We start from the raw sequence: 17,187 nt of genomic DNA, 5'->3' as shown, positions 1-17,187 counted from the left end.
TCAGGTGATGGTGCTGGGCGCCGGAAGTATCGGCACCTTCGTCGGCGGCAAGCTGGCGGCGGCGGGCGCTCAGGTGACGTTCGTCGGCAGGCCTCGCATGCTGGAGGAGATCACCGCGTCCGGGTTGCGCCTGACCGACCTCCAGGGCGGCGAGGACGTGGTCGCCGGGGACGGCTTCGACGTAGCCACCGAACCTGAGGACGTCGGGTCGGCGGATCTAGTGCTCATCACGGTGAAATCGGCGGCGACCGCCGAGGCCGTGCGCGCGTTGGCGGGCAAGATCCGCCCGGGAACCGTGGTGTTGAGCCTGCAGAACGGGATCGGCAACGACGCGGTGATCCGGGGTGTCCTGCCCACCTGCGCGGTGCTGGCGGGCATGGTGATGTTCAACGTCGTCCAGCACGGGGACGGTCACCTCCATCGCGGTACCGACGGCGGGCTCGCGGTGCAGGACGATCCGGCGCTGAAGCCGTTCGTCGAGCTTTTCGCGCAGGCCGGTCTGCCGCTGCGGCGGCATCCCGACCTGCTCCCCGTTCAGTGGGCCAAGTTGCTGCTCAATCTCAACAATCCGATCAACGCACTGTCGGGCAGGCCGCTGCGCGAGGAACTTGCCGACCGGAACTACCGTCGCTGCCTGGCGCTGACTCAGCACGAGGCGCTCGACGCGATGAACAGAGCGCGAATTCGCCCGGCCAGGCTGACGCCGCTGCCGCCCCGGCTGATGGCGCGGCTACTGACCGTCCCGGACAGTGTCTTCCACCGGGTGGCCGGTCAGGTGCTGGCGATCGACCCGGTCGCGCGCTCGTCGATGGCCGACGATCTCGCGCTCGGCCGCAAGACCGAAATGTCCTGGCTGTGTGGCGAAATTCTGAGCCTCGGCGCCATGGTCGGGGTGCCGACACCGGTGAATCAACGCCTGATCGAACTGATCGTGGCCGCCGAACACGGCGACCGACGCATCTGGACGGGGCAGGAACTGCTGGAACAGCTGCGGACGGCGGCCGCGACGGGCCGGGGCTGAACGCCCGGCAAACGAGTATCGACGGGGGCGTTCGCCCACGTCATGGTCCGGTAGCATCGGAGCTACCACATTCTTGGGAGGTTAACCATGGGCAGTCTGAGCATCTGGCACTGGCTGATTATCGCCGGGCTCTTCGTGATGTTCTTCGGCGCGAAGCGGATGCCCGACGCCGCCCGCAGCCTGGGCAGGTCGTTGCGGATATTCAAGAGCGAAGTCAGCCAGATGCAGAGCGACAGCACCACCCCGGAGAGCCCCGCACCGGCTCAGCAACCGGTCCAGGAGCTGCCGCCAACGGCTGTCGTACAGCCACAGGCCACCATCGCGCAGGCGACGGTCGCCGAGCCCCACGCCCAGCCGAAGTCGCTCTGAGTCGAGCTTCAGTGCCGGGGTGAGTCGAACTCACTCCGGGCATAGCGCTGTTGCCCGTCGTATCGCCGGCGCCGCCGCCGATACGGGCACACCCAACCCAGGGGCCAACACACCACCATGCGAATCCCGTTCGATCCTCGGCACAGCAAGCGCAGGACGAATCCCGACGGCACTATGTCGTTGGTCGAGCATCTGCAAGAGCTGCGCAGCCGACTACTGATTTCGATCGCCGCGGTCCTGGTGACCACACTGTTCGGCTTCTTCTGGTACGCGCACACGATCTTCGGCATCGAGAGCCTCGGCGACGTGCTGATCGGGCCGTACTGTTCACTGCCCTCGTCCGCGCGCGCCGCGCTGACGCCGGACGGCTCGTGCCGGTTGCTGGCGACCGCTCCGTTCGAGCAGTTCATGCTGCGCATGAAGGTCGGTATGACCGCCGGTGTCGTGCTCGCCGCGCCGGTCTGGCTGTACCAGTTGTGGTCGTTCATCACCCCGGGTCTGTACGCCAAGGAGCGCAAGTACGCGGTCGGGTTCGTCGCGTCGGGCACGGTGCTTTTCGCGACGGGCGCGGTCCTGGCCTACGTCGTAGTCGCCCATGCGTTGAGCTTCCTGCTGAGTATCGGCAACAACGCGCAGATCACGGCGTTGAGCGGTTCGCAGTACTTCGGTTTCATCATCCAGCTGCTGATCATCTTCGGCATCAGCTTCGAAACACCGCTGCTGATAGTCGGACTGAACCTCGTCGGGGTGCTGACCTACGCGCGGCTCAAGGCCTGGCGACGCGGTCTGATCTTCGGACTTTTCGTGTTCGCGGCCATCGTGACTCCGCAGGACCCGTTCTCCATGCTTGCCCTTGCCCTCGCGCTGACCGTCCTGTTCGAGGTGGCCGTGCAGTTCGCGCGGATCAACGATCGGCGCCGCGCGCGCAAGGAAAGCGAAAGTCTTGCAGCGCTCTCGGATGAGGAAGCGTCCTCGCTGAGCGGTCCCGAGCCGATCCGGCCCTCGGAGTCGATCGTCGAACCGCCGGAGAAATCTGGGCGACCGATGTCGGACTACTCCGATACCCTCTGACGGTGTCATATCACCGGTCGCAGGTAGGCGAGCTGGCAGAGTTTTCCGCCGAGCTGAGTTTCACGCTGGATCCATTCCAGCGCAACGCCTGCGCGGCCCTCGAGGGCGGGCACGGGGTTTTGGTGTGTGCGCCGACCGGTGCGGGTAAAACCGTCGTCGGTGAGTTCGCCGTGCATCTGGCGCTGGCCGCGGGCGGGAAATGCTTCTACACCACGCCGATCAAGGCGTTGTCCAACCAGAAGTTCGCCGATCTCACCGAACGACATGGCCGCGGCAAGGTGGGTTTGCTCACCGGTGACCAGTCGATCAATCCGGATGCGCCGGTGGTGGTGATGACCACCGAGGTATTGCGCAACATGCTCTATGCCTCCTCTGACGCGCTGCGTGGGCTCGCCTTCGTGGTGATGGACGAGGTGCACTACCTCGCGGACCGATTCCGTGGCGCGGTGTGGGAAGAGGTCATCCTGCACCTGCCGCCCGATGTGCGGCTGGTCAGCCTGTCCGCGACGGTGAGCAACGCCGAGGAGTTCGGCGCCTGGATGGAGACCGTGCGCGGGGATACCGCGGTCGTCGTCGACGAGACGCGCCCGGTACCGCTGTGGCAGCACGTGATGGTCGGGCGGCGGATGTTCGACCTGTTCGACACCGAATCCAGCGACCAGAAGATCCTTGTCGACGAGGACCTGGTCCGCTATATCCGCCAGCGCGAGACAGCGGACCGGGCAAACGGCTGGGGTGGGCCGCGCAACGGCCGTGGCGGCCCGCGCCGGGACTTCCGCCCGCTGCCACGTCCAGAAGTGCTCGCCAATCTCGACGCGGAAGGGCTGTTGCCCGCGATCACCTTCATCTTCAGCAGGGCAGGCTGCGACGGCGCGCTCGCGCAATGCCTGCGGTCACGGCTGGACCTGAGCCGGGCCGACGAAACCGAGGCGATCGACGCCATTATCGAGAAGCACACCGGAGATCTGCCGAAGGACGATCTCGAGGTGCTCGGTTACTGGGAGTGGCGCGAAGCGCTGCACCGTGGGCTTGCCGCGCATCACGCCGGCATGCTTCCCGCCTTCAGGCACACCGTCGAGGAACTGTTCGTGCGCGGGCTGGTTCGGGCCGTATTCGCCACGGAGACATTGGCATTGGGCATCAATATGCCCGCGCGCACGGTGGTGCTCGAGCGTCTGGTCAAGTACAACGGTGAAACACACGCGGAGCTCACCCCCGGCGAATACACCCAGCTGACCGGCCGTGCGGGCCGCCGCGGCATCGATGTCGAGGGTCACGCGGTGGTGCTGTGGCAGCCCGAGGTCGACGCGAGTGCGGTGGCGGGTCTGGCCTCGACGCGGACCTATCCGCTGCGCAGCTCGTTTCGCCCCGGCTACAACATGTCGATCAATCTGATCGACCGGATGGGCGCCGACGAGGCACGTGCTTTGCTCGAGCGTTCGTTCGCGCAGTTCCAGGCCGACCGCTCGGTGGTGGGGCTTGTCCGCGGCATCGAACGTAACGAAGATCAATTGCGCAAGCTGCGCACTCAGCTCGGCGGCGTGGATGGCGAGTTCCTCGAATACATTTCGCTACGCGAGCGGATCAAGCAGCGGGAACGGCTGCTCGAACAGCAGAGCCGCTCGGACCGCCGCGGCGCGTCGGTGAGCTCGCTGACGTCCCTGCGCCGCGGCGATGTGGTGGCTATTCCGATCGGGCGGCGTGCTGGGCTCGCGGTCATCTTGGAGCCGGATGCCACGCCGGGGGACCCGCGCCCACTGGTACTCACCGAGGACAAATGGGCTGGGCGGGTATCGGTCGCCGATTTCCCGGTGCCCGCGAAGGCACTCGGCCACATGCGGTTGCCGCGGCGGGTCGACCACCGCACGGCGAGCACGCGTCGCGATCTCGCCTCGGCGCTGCGCAGCACCGGAATCTCGGCGCCGGGTCGGCCGCGGCGCGGCGCACGCTCCAACGCCGCCGACGATCGGGAACTGGATACGCTGCGGCGCAGTCTGCGTTCGCATCCGGCGCACACCAGGACCGATCGCGAGCAGATGAATCGGGTCGGTGAACGCTACAACCGGTTGGCGCGGGAGACCGAGACAATGCGCCAGAAGGTTGCCGCGACGACGAACTCGCTGGCCCGCACCTTCGACCGGATCCTCGCGTTGCTGCAGGAGCGCGGCTTCGTCGCCGAGGGCGAGGTGACAGCGGAGGGCCGCAGGCTGGCGCGCATCTACGCCGAAAGCGACCTGCTCGTCGCCGAATGCCTGCGCGAGGGATTGTGGCGCGGCCTCGGTCCGGCCGAGCTTGCCGCGGTGGTGTCCATCTTGGTCTTCGAATCACGCCAGGAGGGTGGATATCTCGGCGCGAGCGGACCGACGGAGCCGATTCGACGGGCTGTCGGGAGCACCATCGAGGTGTGGACGCGACTGCGTACGGACGAGGCGCGGCACAAGCTGCAGCCAACCCGGGAACCGGATGCCGGGTTCGTTACCGGCGTGTACAAATGGGCGCGAGGCGATGGGTTGGCCGAGTCGTTGCTGGCCAGCGGCGATCGGGGCACCCCGCTGTCGGCGGGCGATTTCGTGCGCTGGTGCAGGCAGGTGATCGACCTGCTCGATCAGATTCACGGCACCGCCGACGACCCGGAGATCGCGGGGACCGCCGCCAAGGCGGTGCGGGCAATCCGACGGGGTGTCGTTGCGGTGGACGCGGCGTAGGCGATTCGATTGTGATTTGATTTCTTTCGCGTACCGACCGTGGCGGAGGAGTCGGACAGGATCGGTTCGGAAATGGGATTGGTCCTGTAATGCGACGAGTCTCACGCGGGGGGCTACCGTATGTACAACGATGCGAGTGGAGGCAAGCAGATGAGCGGCCCGTACGGACCGAACGACGCCCCTGGTCCCGGGGAGGGACGCAACGATCCCACCCAGCAGTGGGGCGGACAGCAGGCGCCCGGTGGCGCGTCGCCGTCGCCGTGGGGTGGTCAGCAACAGCCGCCGCAGACTGCGCCGCCCACCCAGCAGTGGGGCGAGCAGCCTCCGAGTCAGCCGAATCAGCCACAGTGGGGCCAGCAGCCGCCCAGTCAGCCGAATCAGCCGCAGTGGGGCCAGCAGCCTGCGAGTCAGCCGAGCCAGCCGCAGTGGGGCCAGCAGCCTGCGAGTCAGCCGAATCAGCCGCAGTGGGGTCAGCAGCCCGGTCAACCGCCGCAGCAGGACTGGGGTCAGCAAGGTCAGCAGCCGCCGCAACAGGATTGGGCCCAGCAGGGTCAGCAGCCACAGTGGGGTGCTCAGCAGCCGCAATGGGGTGCTCAGCAGACCCCCGCGCAAGGCGGCGGCAAGGGCAAGGGCCTGTTCATCGGCCTCGGCGTTGGCGCGTTGCTCGTGATCGGCGCCATCGTTGCGCTGATACTGGTGCTGACCAGCAAGGATGAGCTGGACAACTCCGCGGTGCAGGACGGCGTCAAGAAGGTGCTCTCGGACTCCTACGGCATCCAGGACGTCGCCGACGTGTCCTGCCCCTCCGGCCAGAAGGTCGAGGTCGATGCGACCTTTACCTGCAGTCTGAAGGTCAGCGGTGAAGAGAAGAAGGTCACCGTCAAGATCACGAAGGACGACGGCACCTACGAAGTCGGCCGTCCCAACTAACTGATCTACCGGAACGCCCGCGCTATAGCGCGGGCGCCCGGAGGGCCGCGACTGCCCGGCGTCGCTGTTCGACGGCGGCCGGTTGGGTGCAACGCGCGGCCACAACCTGGCGTCGGTGGGCCGAGCGTCCACTCCTGTACTCGTCGTCGCTGTTCCGCTGGGCTCCGGGCTGACTTGTTGCTGTCGCGCCGGACCGGGGCGTCAGTTGTCACAGCCGCGGGCATACCTACGGTCGGTCGGGTGCCCTGGTCAGGAAGAGTGCGCCGCGGTCATGGCTTTGACCAGGCGTGCGATCGGGCTTTCGGCGTTGAATTCGGTGGCGAGCTCGAGTAAACGACCCGGGTCGGCCGGAGTCGCGGGGAGCGTGTCCGGGCGGGACAGTTCGACGTCCGCGTCGCAGACCACGCGCACTACGGGTGCGGCGGCCTTCAGATAGGTTTCGGCCGCACGAAGCTTGGCGCGCACACCCTGCGAAAGATCGGCGGCCGGATCGTCGAGGGCGGATTGCAGCGCTTCGAGTGAACCGAATCGGGAGATCAACAGCGCTGCGGACTTGTCGCCGATACCGGCGACCCCGGGCAGCCCGTCCGACGCGTCACCACGCAGCGTCGCCATATCCGCGTAGGCCCGGCCCGCATTCGCCACGGGCACACCGTATTTCGCGGACACCTCGGCTGGGCCGAACAGTTCGGCCCTGGCCAGTCCGCGACCCGCGTAGAGCACCCGCACCGGTGGCGTCGGCTCATCGCGCACCAACTGCAAAAGGTCGCGATCACCACTGACGACCACTACCGAGTCGGTGCGCTCCCGGGTGGCCAGCGTCCCGAGCACATCGTCGGCCTCGAGCCCATCCGCGCCGCCGGTGGCGATTCCCGCCGCAGCGAGCACCTCGAGAATCATCTCGACCTGCGGTGTGAGCCGATCGGGAACCTCTTCGGCGCCAGGGGCGGCCGTTGCCGAACTGTCGAGCCGGTGCGCCTTGTAGGACGGCACCAAATCCACTCGGAACGTCGGCCGCCAATTCAAATCGAGACAGACGACAAGCCTGCTCGGCGAATGCTTGGTGATGAGCGATGCGACCATATCGGTGAAACCACGCACCGCATTCACCGAACGGCCGTCGGGAGCCGTGATCTTCTCGGGGATCGCATGGAAGGCCCGGAACCATAGGCTCGCACCGTCGAGTAACAGCAGGGGTGCACCGGAAGTCGCAGCTGAGGTCACGCTGGTGAGGCTACCTGCCCGTCCCGACAAGCTACGGTGATTGCCGGTGTTGCGCCGCCGCGGGTCAGGCAGGCCCGCATCCAGAGGCCGTTGCTGCCGAAGCAGGGTATGCGGCCTGTCGGGTAGCGGTGGCGGGTAACGTCGAGCGGTATGAGCTCGCACACGGAGTCACGATTCGCGGCGGATGTCTACGGTAATCGGCTCGAGCGGGTGGTGGAGCTGATGCGGGCCGCTCATTTGGACGCTCTGCTGATCACGCCCGGGCCGGATTTGCGGTATCTCATCGGGTCGGCGGCGGAGTCCTTCGAGCGGCTCACGTGTCTGGTGATCCCCGCCGACGGGGCGACTCCCTCGGTCGTGATCCCGAAGCTGGAGCTGGCGGCGCTGGAGGGCTCGGCGGCCGGCGACCTCGGTCTGCCGGTGTTGGACTGGGTCGACGGCACCGATCCGTATCAGATGGTGAAGTCGGCGCTGCACGTCGGTTCGCGTGTCGCGGTCACCGATGCGATGCCCGCGCTGCATCTGCTGCCGTTGGCGGAATCCATTAGCGGCCTGCCGGTTTCGGCCACCCCCGTGCTGCGCGAAATGCGCATGATCAAAGACGCCGCAGAGATCGATGCGCTGCGGACGGCCGGCGCCGCGATCGACAGGGTGCACGCGCGGATGGGCGAGTGGTTGCGCGTGGGGCGGACCGAGGCGCAGGTGCGCGCCGATATCGCGGATGCGATCGTCGAGGAAGGCCACACCGCCGCCGCGTTCGTCATCGTCGGCAGCGGCCCGCACGGCGCGGACCCACACCACGAGGTATCGCAGCGGGTGATCGAGAACGGTGACGTGGTCGTCATCGACATCGGCGGCCCGGTGGAGCCCGGCTACTACTCCGACTCGACCCGCACCTACGTGCTCGGCGACCCGACCCCGGTGGTTGCCGCACAATTCGCTGAGCTGGAAGCGGCGCAGGCCGCTTCTGTCGCCTCCGTGCGCCCCGGCGTGAGCGCCGAATCGGTCGACGCCGCGGCGCGAAACCCGTTGACCGCCGCTGGTTTCGGCCCCGCCTTCGTGCATCGCACCGGCCACGGCATCGGCTTGTCCGTCCATGAGGAGCCCTACATCGTCGAGGGCAACGACCTGATCCTGCAGCCCGGCATGGCATTCAGCATCGAACCCGGCATCTACTTCCGCGGTGACTGGGGCGCCCGTATCGAGGACATCGTCGTAGTCACCGAAGACGGTTGCGAGTCGATGAACAACCGCCCCCACGGACTGACGGTGCTGTAAGTCCGTCCGTGGGCCGTCGGTCCGCAGTAGTAGCGCTCGTACCTAGCCGGGTGTCACGAGTGTGCTGCTCGACAGCACACGTCGCACCTGAATCGCGATCACGACACGTGTCGGGTTCTCGCGGGGCACCCGGTAGCGGCCCGCGTAGCGATCCACCGCGTCGGCGACGCTTTCGGGATCGTCGAGGACGGTCGCGGGCCCTTCGAGGGTGAGCCAGCGAATACCGTCGACCTGACTGACGGCCGCGTATCCGGACCGGCGCACATTGCGCACCTTCACCGACCCGTCATTGGTGATCACCCGCGCGATGCCCGCTTCGGGATCCCAGGTGAACCCCACCGCAACGACGTGGGGCGTGCTATCGGCGCGCAACGTTGTCAACGTCGCGAGGTGCCGCTCGGAGACGAACTCGAGCGCGGTCGGGGACAGCTGCGTTGTGCTGGTCGGCATCCCACGACGGTAGCCGTGATCGACACCCGCGCCGATAGCGGCTCACTCTCCACTCTCACGACGGTCGGCGAGGGGCGCGCAGGTAAGGGGGAGCAGACTGGCCCCATGGGATTGCGAGGCGGCGGGATTGCCGACGGACCGGTGTTGTTGCTCGGTGGGCGCAGTGAGATCGGGCTCGAGGTGGCGCGGCGATTGGCGCAGGGGCGGGTGGTGATTCTCGCGGCGCGGCGCAGCAATGAGTTGGCCGAGGAGAGTGCGGCTGTGCTTGCCGCTGGGGCGACATCGGTGCACTGCGTGGAGTTCGATGCCGATGACACGGCGAGTCATCCCGCGTTGGTTGCGAAGCTCGCGGCCGAGTACGGCGGGCTCGGGGTGACGGTGCTCGCGTTCGGTGTGCTCGGTGATCAGGCGCGGGCGGAGCAGGATCCGGCGCACGCGCTCGCGGTGGTGCATACCGACTACCTCGCGCAGATCAGTGTGCTCACCACACTGGCGAATCTGTTGCGGGCGCAGGGCAGCGGGCAGATCGTGGTCTTCAGTTCGGTCGCCGGGGTGCGGGTGCGGCGCGCCAATTACGTGTACGGCTCGGCGAAGGCCGGTCTCGACGGTTTCGCGAGTGGGCTCTCGGATGCGTTGCACGGCAGCGGTGTTCACCTACTGCTCGTGCGTTCCGGCTTCGTGATCGGGCGGATGACCGAAGGCATGGACCCGGCCCCGTTTTCGAGCACACCGGACCAGGTCGCCGAGGCCGTGGTCAACGGGCTGGTGCGTCGCGCCCGGCTGGTGTGGCGGCCGCGGGTGCTGCAACCGGCGTTCTTCGTCATGCGCCTACTGCCGCAAGCAGTGTGGCGGCGGATGCCTCGGTGACCGCACCGACGCCTGCCGGGGGATCGGCTCCACCATCGTCGGGGAGCAACCAGCGCGACGATGCGACAGGAACCGGTTCCGCCACAACGGGGATCGAGCAAGCCCTCACACCCGCAGCGACCGCTGCCGCCTCGTGGTCGGGTCCGCCGATCGTGGTCGTCGGGATCGGGGCGGATGGATGGGACGGGCTCGGGCGGGCAGCGCGGGAGGCGATCGCCGGGTGCACGGTGTTGTTCGGGGCGCAGCGTCAGTTGGATTTGGTGCCAGTGGATTCGGTGGTCGAGCGGGTGACATGGCCGTCGCCGTTGGTGCCCGCGTTGCCGGGGCTGTTCGATCGGTACTCAGGGGCCAGGGTCGGTGTGCTGGCCAGTGGTGATCCGATGTTCTACGGGATCGGGGTGACGTTGGCGCGGTTGTTCGGTGCGCAGGCGTTATGGGTGCTGCCGCAGCCGTCGTCGGCTTCGCTGGCGTGTGCGCGGTTGGGGTGGGCACTCGCCGAGGTGCCGGTTGTCAGTGCGGTCGGGCGGCCGGTACGCGCGGTGCTGCCGGAGCTGGTGGATCGGCGGCGGGTATTGGTGCTCAGTGCGGATGAGCACACGCCAGGTCGGATCGTGGAGCTGTTGTGCGGCAATGGGTTCGGTGCGTCGACGGTGACGGTGCTTGCGCAGCTCGGTGGTCCGGACGAGCAGATCAGGGCGGCAGCAGCGCGCAGTTGGGACCTGCCTGCGGGCGATCCGCTGAATATAGTCGCGATCGAATGCGTCGAGGATGCCGAGGTTCCGCGTGCTACCAGGATCCCGGGCCTACCGGACGAGTTGTTCGGTGGTGACGGGCAACTCACCAAATCAGAAGTGCGGGCACTGACCCTCGCGGCGCTGGCACCCGCGCCGGGGGAGCTGCTGTGGGATGTCGGCGGAGGCTCGGGCAGCATCGCGATCGAGTGGTGTCGTACGCACCCGGGTTGCCGGGCGGTCAGCTTCGAGCGGGTCGAGCACAGGCGTCGGCAGATCGCCGACAATGCCGCCGCTCTCGGTGTTCCGCAAGTCGTCGTGCGAGGGGAGGTGCGCCTCGAGGTCGAGTCGGCCGAATCAACGCCTCCCGATGCCATTTTCGTCGGTGGTGGGGTAACCCAGGATGGCCTGCTCGAGACATGTTGGTCGCAACTGCGCCATGGCGGCAGACTGGTGGCGAACGCGGTGACCGCGGAATCGGAAGCCCTGCTGCTGACCTGGGCAAAAGCGCACGGCGGTGAACTTAGAAAGTTTCAGATCTATCGCGCGGAACCATTGGGGACATTCACGGCATGGCGACCACAGCTGCCGGTCGCGCAGTGGTCGGTGCGCAAAGCGTGAGGACTCGTACTGAAAGCCTCGATCAGAGGGTGAGACAAGCTGAGGTGAACAGGTAGGGTCGGGCCGGATATCCGATTGTGATCGGAATTCCGGTTCCTGATTGGGAGATTGATGAAGTACAAGAAGTTCGCCGCTACCTCGCTGATGGCCATCGCTGCCACGGGTATCGCGGCCGGTACGTCCTATGCTGCGCCGTCCGCACCCGCACCCGCGGTGCAGAACCAGGCCACCTCGCCGACCGTCACGGGCGAGGACCAGGCCGTGAAATACGCGGTGCAGATCGTCGACAAGTCGATCGTGACCACCTTGACCGGTGGCGCGTTCAGCCTCGACGCCGACCAGAAGAACGTCACGGTGAAGAACGAGGCGGGCGCGGTCGTCACCTCGATCCCGCTCGCGGCCAAGGTGGGCGATGGGGAGATCATCCCGATCGCCGCCACCATCGATCCGGTGGCCCAGCGGCTGACGCTGACCCCCGAGGTCAAGCCGACCGCGGCCGCCCCGTCCGCGGCCGAGATCGGTGCGACGCAGGACTGGTTCTTCTCCGAACTGCAGCGCGCGTCGCTCGGCGCCATCATCGGTGGCGTCATCGGGTTCTTCTTCTTCGGTATCGGTCTGCCGGTGGGTGCGCTCATCGGCCTGCTCATCGCGGGCGGACCGAACCTGATCAACGCGGGCATCGCCTACTTCAGCGGCCAGCCCTGAGGATCCTGATTCTGGGTGGAACCCGGGAAGCCAGGGAACTTGCCCACATCGCATCCGGCGAGCGAGGAAACGATGTCGTTTCCTCGCTCGCCGGACGCGTTCGCGACCCGCTACTGCCCGAGGGTGCGGTGCGGATCGGTGGTTTCGGTGGTGTGGACGGTCTGCGAGAATGGCTGGTAGCCAACGCGATCGAGGTAGTGATCGATGCGACACATCCGTTCGCGGGCACGATCAGTGCGAACGCTGCCGCCGCCGCCGCGAGCGTGGATCTGCCGCTGCTGCACCTACGGCGGCCCGGCTGGTCCGAGGGGCCGGAAGACGCATGGCTGCGCGTACCCGATCTCGATGCTGCCGCGGCAACCGTTGCGGGACTGGGCGATCGAGTGTTCTTGACGATCGGTCGGCAGGGTGTCGGCGCTTTCGCCGGGTTGACCGAGCCATGGTTTCTGATCCGCGCGATCGACCCGCCGGATGGCGACCTGCCACCGCATCACGAATTACTTTTGGCGCGTGGCCCTTTCGCCGTCGACGACGAATCGCGGCTGATGGCTTCGCATCGCATCAACGTGCTGGTCACCAAGGACAGCGGGGGAGATCAGACCGCCGCTAAACTCGTGGCGGCCCACGCCGCGGGTATCCCGGTCGTCATGATCGATCGCCCCGCGCTCCCGGCCGAGGCGATCGTCGCACAGAACGTCCGGGACGCCCGGGAGTGGTTGCGTGCGCAGGCCGCATCCCGACCCTGAGCCATACACGTCAGCCGGCACGGTGTGACTTCCCGCGAACCATGTTCCCGACCGTATGCGGCAACGGGTATGCGGGAGAGTGCTTTGTACGTACTGTCAGCGGCCGAGCAGCGTCGGCAGCCTGTCGAACCACGCGAGTACCGCTCGCTCGTAACCGATTCCGAACTCCAGCGTCGCGCGCTGATGCGGCGGCATTTCATGGCAGTCCTGAGAAAGATACTGCGTGAGCCGTTGCTGATGGATCTCCCGGTTCGCGGCGATGATCTGATCGAGGCGAGCGGCATCGAGGCGCTCGCCGAAGGACATCGTCAGTAGCAAGGGCACTCGAATGGTCTCGCCACCCGGGTCGCGCGCGATCCATTCCATGAACGCCTCGCGCCCGGCATCGGTGATCAGGTAGGGCGTCCGCTCACGCGCTCCTGGCTCGCCCTTCTGGACCAACCCGGTCGCGTCCATCGAGGCCAACTCCCGGTACACCTGGCTCTGGGTGATCGTCCAGAAGTCGCCGATACGGTCCTGCGCGGTGGAAACCAGGTCCCACCCCGACATCGGACCCTCGTGCAGAAACCCGAGCAGTGACGCGGCCGTGGAATTGAGCGGCTTGCGTTGTGTCGCGGTATTCGTCAACGGACAGCTCCCTTCGCTCTCAACGTTCCATAGTGGAATGTTATACGACTGGCTACGGGTTGGCGAACGGCCTCCTGTGCGCGACTTGTGTCCGAGATCGGTCAGCGTTGGTAGCGCCGCGAAGTGTAGACGCGTGGGCCGTGGTCGGTGTCCATCGATGCCGTGGTGGATGCGCCGATGATGAGCAGCGTGCGCATATCGACTTCGTCAGGGTCCAGTTCGGCGAGGCAGATGACGCGGACGGACTCGGTGGGGCCGCCGACATCGCGGCCGATCACCACGGGAGTGTCGGGCTTGCGGTGTTCGAGCAGTAGATCCCGCATCGCGCCGACCTGCCAGGTGCGTTGTGAGGAGGCGGGGTTGTAGATGGCGATCGCCATGTCGGCGGCAGCCACAGCCGAGAGGCGTTGTGCGACAACCTCCCACGGCTTGAGGCGGTCCGACAGCGAGATCATCGCGTAGTCGTGGCCGAGCGGTGCGCCGACCCGGCTCGCGACGGCGTTGGCGGCGGTCATGCCGGGCAGTACCCGTACCCGCACACCCGCCCACTGCTGGTCCGCGGATTCCTCCAGGACCGCTGCGGCCATCGCGAATACCCCGGGATCACCCGAGGAGACAACCACAACCTTCGCGCCCTGCTTGGCCAAATCCAGTGCCATAGCGGCCCGTTCGGATTCGACGCGGTTGTCGCTGGCATGCCGGTGCTGCCCGGGGCGTACCGGGACACGATCGATGTAGGTGGTGTAGCCGACGAGATCGGTCGCCTCGGCGAGGGCCTGGTTCACCTCCGGCGTTGTCCAGTCGGCCGAACCGGGGCCGAGCCCGACCACGACAACTTCCCCCGGCGTGCCGAACGAAGTTGCCGCAACGGCTCCTTCCGCAGTTGATTCGGCCGCGGTCGAGCCGGGAAATACCGACGCTGCCGGTTCTGTCGCTGTCTGTCGCTGGGTTTGCGTGCTGTTCGCAAGGCGCAGTGGGGTTGTCGGTTGCGGGCCCGGCACCAGGGTGATCGAGAAGTACGGGACATCCGCGTCGGCGACGTCGGCGGCGCGCAGTACGCGCTGTCGATTCGAGCTCGCGCGTTCGACGTAGTAGGCGTCGTCGAGCCGCCCGGAGTCCGAGAGTGCTCGGCGCACACCGGGGTAGGTGCGGCCGAGTTTCATGATGGCGGCCGCATCGGTGTCGCGCAGTCGGCGGGTGAGCTCTTCGGTGGGCAGGGTGCCCGGCAGTACGGTGAGCACCTGTTCGCCCTCCACCAGCGGGGTGCCGAGGGCTGCGGAGGCGGCGCTGACCGAGGTGATGCCGGGGATGATTTCGGCCTCGAATCGGTCGGCGAGCCGACGGTGCATGTGCATGTACGAGCTATAGAACAGGGGATCGCCCGCCGCGAGCAGCGCCACCGATCGACCCGCGGCCAGATGCGTTGCGAGGCGCTCGGCTGCCTGCTCGTAGAACTCGTCGATGGCGCCCTGGTATCCACCGGGATGGTTGGTGGTCTCGGTGGTCACCGGGTAGACGAGGTGTTCTTCGAGCTGCGCTTCGCGCATGTACGGTGCGGCGATCGCGCGCGAGATACTGCGGCCGTGCTTGGCGCTGTGGAAGGCGATCACATCGGCCGTGGCGATGATCCTGGCCGCCTTGACCGTCACCAGTTCCGGATCGCCGGGCCCTAGCCCGACACCCCACAACTTGCCATGGACCGTGTTCGTCATTCGGCTTCGCTCGCAATCGCATTCAGCGCCGACGCGGTGATGGCGCTGCCGCCTCGCCTGCCGCGCACAGTCAAGAATTCGATCCCGTCGAATTCGACCAACGCGTCCTTGGATTCGGCGGCGCCGATGAAGCCGACGGGGATGCCGAGAATCGCGGCGGGGCGTGGGGCGCCCGCCTCGATCATGTCCAGCAGATGGAACAGCGCGGTGGGTGCGTTGCCGATGGCGACCACCGCGCCGTCGAGCCGATCGCGCCACAGCTCCAGCGCCGCCGCCGAGCGGGTATTGCCAAGCGCGGCGGCCAGTTCCGGCACACGTGGATCGGTGAGCATGCAGAGCACGTCGTTATCGGCGGGCAACCGCTTGCGCGTCACACCCGACGCGACCATGGTGGCATCACACAGGATCGGCGCACCGGCGCGTAGCGCGGCACGGGCCACGGCCACCACGCCGGTCGAAAAGGCCACGTCCTGCGCGAGATCCACCTGGCCGCAGCCATGGATCATCCGCACCACTACCTGGGCCACATCCGGCGGGAACGCGCTCAGATCCGCTTCGGCGCGGATCGTCGCGAACGAGCGCCGATAGATCTCGGCCCCGTCGGTGAGGTAGCTGGCACGTACGTCGGACATGCGGACCACCCTATGAGGTGTCTGTCGTGTGCTGTCTGCGCGGGTCAGGTCCTCGGCCGTTCGAGGATGCGCGACATGACGATGGAGCTGCGGGTGCGGCCGACCCGGGTGTTCTCGCGAATGCGTTCGACGGTCGACTCGATCTCGGCCATGTCGGTGGCTATTACGTGCACCAGCGCGTCGGCCTCGCCCGCGATCGTCCAGACACCGACGACCTGGGGGATACGTTCGAGGCTGCGCCGCAGGTCGGCGGGGGAGATGTTGTCGCGGTAATACACCTCGACGTAGGCCTCGGTCTTCCAGCCGAGCGCCGCGGGATTGACCATCGCGGTGAATCCGGTGATCTGCCGGCTGGCGACCATCTTGTCGACCCTGCGCTTGACCGCGGGCGCCGAAAGGCCAACCTTCGCACCGATTTCCTGAAACGACGCGCGCGCTTCGCGCAGCAAGTGGGCCAGAATCCGCCGGTCGATATCGTCCACACCACACCCGTTCGGTCGTCGCGCAACGATTCGCCGGTACACTGCATAAATGCGCAACGATTCGTTGTTTCTGACGCAATAGTAGGCGACTTACCTTCGTGTGAGTTGAATGATTCGCGCCTACCCGTCGGGAGACACGTTGACCTCCGTCGCCACGCTCCACAATGAGCCCGCCATTCCTCGGCAGCCATCGCCACGTCGGTTCGTGATGTGCCGTCCTGATCACTTCGACGTCTTCTATTCGATCAATCCATGGATGGATCCGACCGACCCGGTCGACCGGGCTCGCGCCCTCGACCAGTGGGAAACCCTGCGCTCGACCTTCGAGCGGTACGGCCACCAGGTCGACCTCGTGCCCGGCGAGCCGGGACTGCCCGACATGGTGTTCGCCGCGAACAGCGGGCTCATCGTGGGCGACCGGGCACTGTCGGCCCGCTTCACCCATCCGGAACGCGCGGCCGAAGGCCCCGCCTATCACCGTTGGTTCGCCGAGCGCGGACTGACCGAACTCGTCGGCGCGCAGGAAGTGAACGAGGGCGAGGGCGATTTCCTGCTCGTGGGAGAGCGGATCCTCGCCGCGACCGGGTTCCGCAGTTCGGTTGCGGCACACCGGGAAGTGGAGCGTTTCTTCGACCTGCCGGTGGTGTCCCTGGAATTGGTCGATCCACGGTTCTATCACCTCGATACGGCAATGATGGCGCTCGACGATGAGAACATCGCGTACTTCCCGCCCGCCTTCAGCGCGGCAAGCCGCACGGCCCTCGCCGAGCTGTATCCGAACGCGATCGTCGCCACCGACGCCGACGCGGTGGTGCTCGGTCTGAACGGCGTTTGCGACGGCCTGAACGTTTTCGTCAGCGACCGTGCGGTCGATCTGATCGAGACGTTGCGAGGGCACGGATACAACCCGGTCGGCCTCGACCTATCGGAACTACTGAAGGCGGGCGGCGGGGTCAAGTGCTGCACCCTGGAAATCCACGACGATCCGAGGATCGCGGAGAACGCGGCCTGATCGC

The 17,187-nt window shown here is 66.9% G+C and carries 17 protein-coding genes; 11 read left to right on the top strand and 6 right to left on the bottom strand.

Going from position 1 to position 17,187, the window contains the following annotated elements; all coding sequences use genetic code 11:
- Positions 1 to 7: 7 nt before the first annotated feature.
- The 5 genes from ACLMAJ_RS04305 to ACLMAJ_RS04285 all read left to right on the top strand — a co-directional run bounded on the left by ACLMAJ_RS04305 (position 8) and on the right by ACLMAJ_RS04285 (position 6,096).
- Positions 8 to 1,021, top strand: coding sequence for a 2-dehydropantoate 2-reductase (locus ACLMAJ_RS04305; protein ID WP_412012498.1), 1,014 nt, complete (start codon positions 8 to 10; stop codon positions 1,019 to 1,021).
- Positions 1,022 to 1,108: 87 nt separating this feature from the next.
- The gene (tatA, locus tag ACLMAJ_RS04300; RefSeq protein WP_412012161.1) at positions 1,109 to 1,390 is read left to right on the top strand and encodes a Sec-independent protein translocase subunit TatA; all 282 of its coding nucleotides are present in this window, start codon (positions 1,109 to 1,111) and stop codon (positions 1,388 to 1,390) included.
- A 117-nt stretch (positions 1,391 to 1,507) separates the two neighbouring features.
- On the top strand, positions 1,508 to 2,461 hold the full coding sequence (tatC, locus tag ACLMAJ_RS04295; RefSeq protein ID WP_412012160.1) for a twin-arginine translocase subunit TatC: 954 nt from the start codon (positions 1,508 to 1,510) through the stop codon (positions 2,459 to 2,461).
- Between the two features lie 2 nt (positions 2,462 to 2,463).
- Positions 2,464 to 5,166: a DEAD/DEAH box helicase gene (locus tag ACLMAJ_RS04290; protein ID WP_412012159.1), complete on the top strand. Its 2,703-nt coding sequence runs from the start codon at positions 2,464 to 2,466 to the stop codon at positions 5,164 to 5,166.
- 150 nt (positions 5,167 to 5,316) lie between these two features.
- Positions 5,317 to 6,096 carry a DUF4333 domain-containing protein gene (locus ACLMAJ_RS04285; protein WP_412012158.1) on the top strand — a complete coding sequence of 260 codons (780 nt, stop codon included), beginning with the start codon at positions 5,317 to 5,319 and terminating at the stop codon, positions 6,094 to 6,096.
- A gap of 249 nt (positions 6,097 to 6,345) precedes the next feature.
- Here the strand turns inward: ACLMAJ_RS04285 and ACLMAJ_RS04280 are convergent, their stop codons facing one another.
- Complete coding sequence (locus tag ACLMAJ_RS04280) at positions 6,346 to 7,320, bottom strand: 5'-3' exonuclease (RefSeq protein WP_412012157.1); 975 nt, start codon at positions 7,318 to 7,320, stop codon at positions 6,346 to 6,348.
- A gap of 150 nt (positions 7,321 to 7,470) precedes the next feature.
- On the opposite strand from ACLMAJ_RS04280, the gene ACLMAJ_RS04275 reads away from it, so the two are divergent.
- Entirely contained in the window at positions 7,471 to 8,598 is a 1,128-nt protein-coding gene (locus tag ACLMAJ_RS04275; RefSeq protein WP_412012156.1) for a M24 family metallopeptidase, read from the top strand.
- Between the two features lie 42 nt (positions 8,599 to 8,640).
- Here ACLMAJ_RS04275 and ACLMAJ_RS04270 read toward each other — a convergent pair whose 3' ends face one another.
- Complete coding sequence (locus tag ACLMAJ_RS04270) at positions 8,641 to 9,048, bottom strand: PPOX class F420-dependent oxidoreductase (RefSeq protein ID WP_412012155.1); 408 nt, start codon at positions 9,046 to 9,048, stop codon at positions 8,641 to 8,643.
- A gap of 105 nt (positions 9,049 to 9,153) precedes the next feature.
- Between ACLMAJ_RS04270 and dprE2 the strand changes: the two genes are divergently transcribed.
- The 4 genes from dprE2 (at position 9,154) to ACLMAJ_RS04250 (ending at position 12,718) form a co-directional block, all read left to right on the top strand.
- Entirely contained in the window at positions 9,154 to 9,915 is a 762-nt protein-coding gene (dprE2, locus tag ACLMAJ_RS04265; protein WP_412012154.1) for a decaprenylphospho-beta-D-erythro-pentofuranosid-2-ulose 2-reductase, read from the top strand.
- 92 nt (positions 9,916 to 10,007) lie between these two features.
- The gene (cbiE, locus tag ACLMAJ_RS04260; RefSeq protein WP_412012497.1) at positions 10,008 to 11,267 is read left to right on the top strand and encodes a precorrin-6y C5,15-methyltransferase (decarboxylating) subunit CbiE; all 1,260 of its coding nucleotides are present in this window, start codon (positions 10,008 to 10,010) and stop codon (positions 11,265 to 11,267) included.
- Between the two features lie 111 nt (positions 11,268 to 11,378).
- The gene (locus tag ACLMAJ_RS04255; protein WP_412012153.1) at positions 11,379 to 11,972 is read left to right on the top strand and encodes a DUF8020 domain-containing protein; all 594 of its coding nucleotides are present in this window, start codon (positions 11,379 to 11,381) and stop codon (positions 11,970 to 11,972) included.
- A complete protein-coding gene (locus ACLMAJ_RS04250; RefSeq protein WP_412012496.1) occupies positions 11,969 to 12,718 on the top strand; it encodes a cobalt-precorrin-6A reductase in 750 nt (249 codons plus the stop codon). The genes ACLMAJ_RS04255 and ACLMAJ_RS04250 overlap by 4 nt, the downstream gene beginning before the upstream one ends.
- A gap of 96 nt (positions 12,719 to 12,814) precedes the next feature.
- On the opposite strand, the gene ACLMAJ_RS04245 is transcribed toward ACLMAJ_RS04250, so the two are convergent.
- From ACLMAJ_RS04245 to ACLMAJ_RS04230, 4 genes are all read right to left on the bottom strand, one after another.
- A complete protein-coding gene (locus ACLMAJ_RS04245) occupies positions 12,815 to 13,345 on the bottom strand; it encodes a PadR family transcriptional regulator (RefSeq protein WP_412012152.1) in 531 nt (176 codons plus the stop codon).
- 101 nt (positions 13,346 to 13,446) lie between these two features.
- A complete protein-coding gene (cobJ, locus tag ACLMAJ_RS04240; RefSeq protein WP_412012151.1) occupies positions 13,447 to 15,057 on the bottom strand; it encodes a precorrin-3B C(17)-methyltransferase in 1,611 nt (536 codons plus the stop codon).
- Positions 15,054 to 15,689: a precorrin-8X methylmutase gene (locus ACLMAJ_RS04235; protein WP_412012150.1), complete on the bottom strand. Its 636-nt coding sequence runs from the start codon at positions 15,687 to 15,689 to the stop codon at positions 15,054 to 15,056. Before ACLMAJ_RS04235 ends, cobJ begins: the two co-directional genes overlap by 4 nt.
- 44 nt (positions 15,690 to 15,733) lie before the next feature.
- On the bottom strand, positions 15,734 to 16,171 hold the full coding sequence (locus tag ACLMAJ_RS04230; RefSeq protein WP_412012149.1) for an Lrp/AsnC family transcriptional regulator: 438 nt from the start codon (positions 16,169 to 16,171) through the stop codon (positions 15,734 to 15,736).
- Between the two features lie 109 nt (positions 16,172 to 16,280).
- On the opposite strand from ACLMAJ_RS04230, the gene ddaH reads away from it, so the two are divergent.
- Entirely contained in the window at positions 16,281 to 17,183 is a 903-nt protein-coding gene (gene ddaH / locus ACLMAJ_RS04225; protein WP_412012147.1) for a dimethylargininase, read from the top strand.
- Positions 17,184 to 17,187: the final 4 nt, after the last annotated feature.

This window comes from Nocardia arseniciresistens, assembly GCF_046764875.1.
Taxonomy (GTDB): Bacteria; Actinomycetota; Actinomycetes; order Mycobacteriales; family Mycobacteriaceae; genus Nocardia; species Nocardia arseniciresistens.
Note: the sequence above shows the minus strand (reverse complement) of the source record. Positions and strands in the feature narration are given on the sequence as shown.

Excerpts from the sequence above, each read along its gene's own strand:
- ACLMAJ_RS04255 (WP_412012153.1), top strand. The coding sequence starts at position 11,379 with ATGAAGTACAAGAAGTTCGCCGCTACCTCGCTGATGGCCATCGCTGCC.
- ACLMAJ_RS04235 (WP_412012150.1), bottom strand. The coding sequence starts at position 15,689 with ATGTCCGACGTACGTGCCAGCTACCTCACCGACGGGGCCGAGATCTAT.
- ACLMAJ_RS04275 (WP_412012156.1), top strand. The coding sequence starts at position 7,471 with ATGAGCTCGCACACGGAGTCACGATTCGCGGCGGATGTCTACGGTAAT.
- tatC (WP_412012160.1), top strand. The coding sequence starts at position 1,508 with ATGCGAATCCCGTTCGATCCTCGGCACAGCAAGCGCAGGACGAATCCC.
- cobJ (WP_412012151.1), bottom strand. The coding sequence starts at position 15,057 with ATGACGAACACGGTCCATGGCAAGTTGTGGGGTGTCGGGCTAGGGCCC.
- ACLMAJ_RS04305 (WP_412012498.1), top strand. The coding sequence starts at position 8 with ATGGTGCTGGGCGCCGGAAGTATCGGCACCTTCGTCGGCGGCAAGCTG.
- ACLMAJ_RS04285 (WP_412012158.1), top strand. The coding sequence starts at position 5,317 with ATGAGCGGCCCGTACGGACCGAACGACGCCCCTGGTCCCGGGGAGGGA.
- tatA (WP_412012161.1), top strand. The coding sequence starts at position 1,109 with ATGGGCAGTCTGAGCATCTGGCACTGGCTGATTATCGCCGGGCTCTTC.
- ddaH (WP_412012147.1), top strand. The coding sequence starts at position 16,281 with ATGATTCGCGCCTACCCGTCGGGAGACACGTTGACCTCCGTCGCCACG.
- dprE2 (WP_412012154.1), top strand. The coding sequence starts at position 9,154 with ATGGGATTGCGAGGCGGCGGGATTGCCGACGGACCGGTGTTGTTGCTC.
- ACLMAJ_RS04270 (WP_412012155.1), bottom strand. The coding sequence starts at position 9,048 with ATGCCGACCAGCACAACGCAGCTGTCCCCGACCGCGCTCGAGTTCGTC.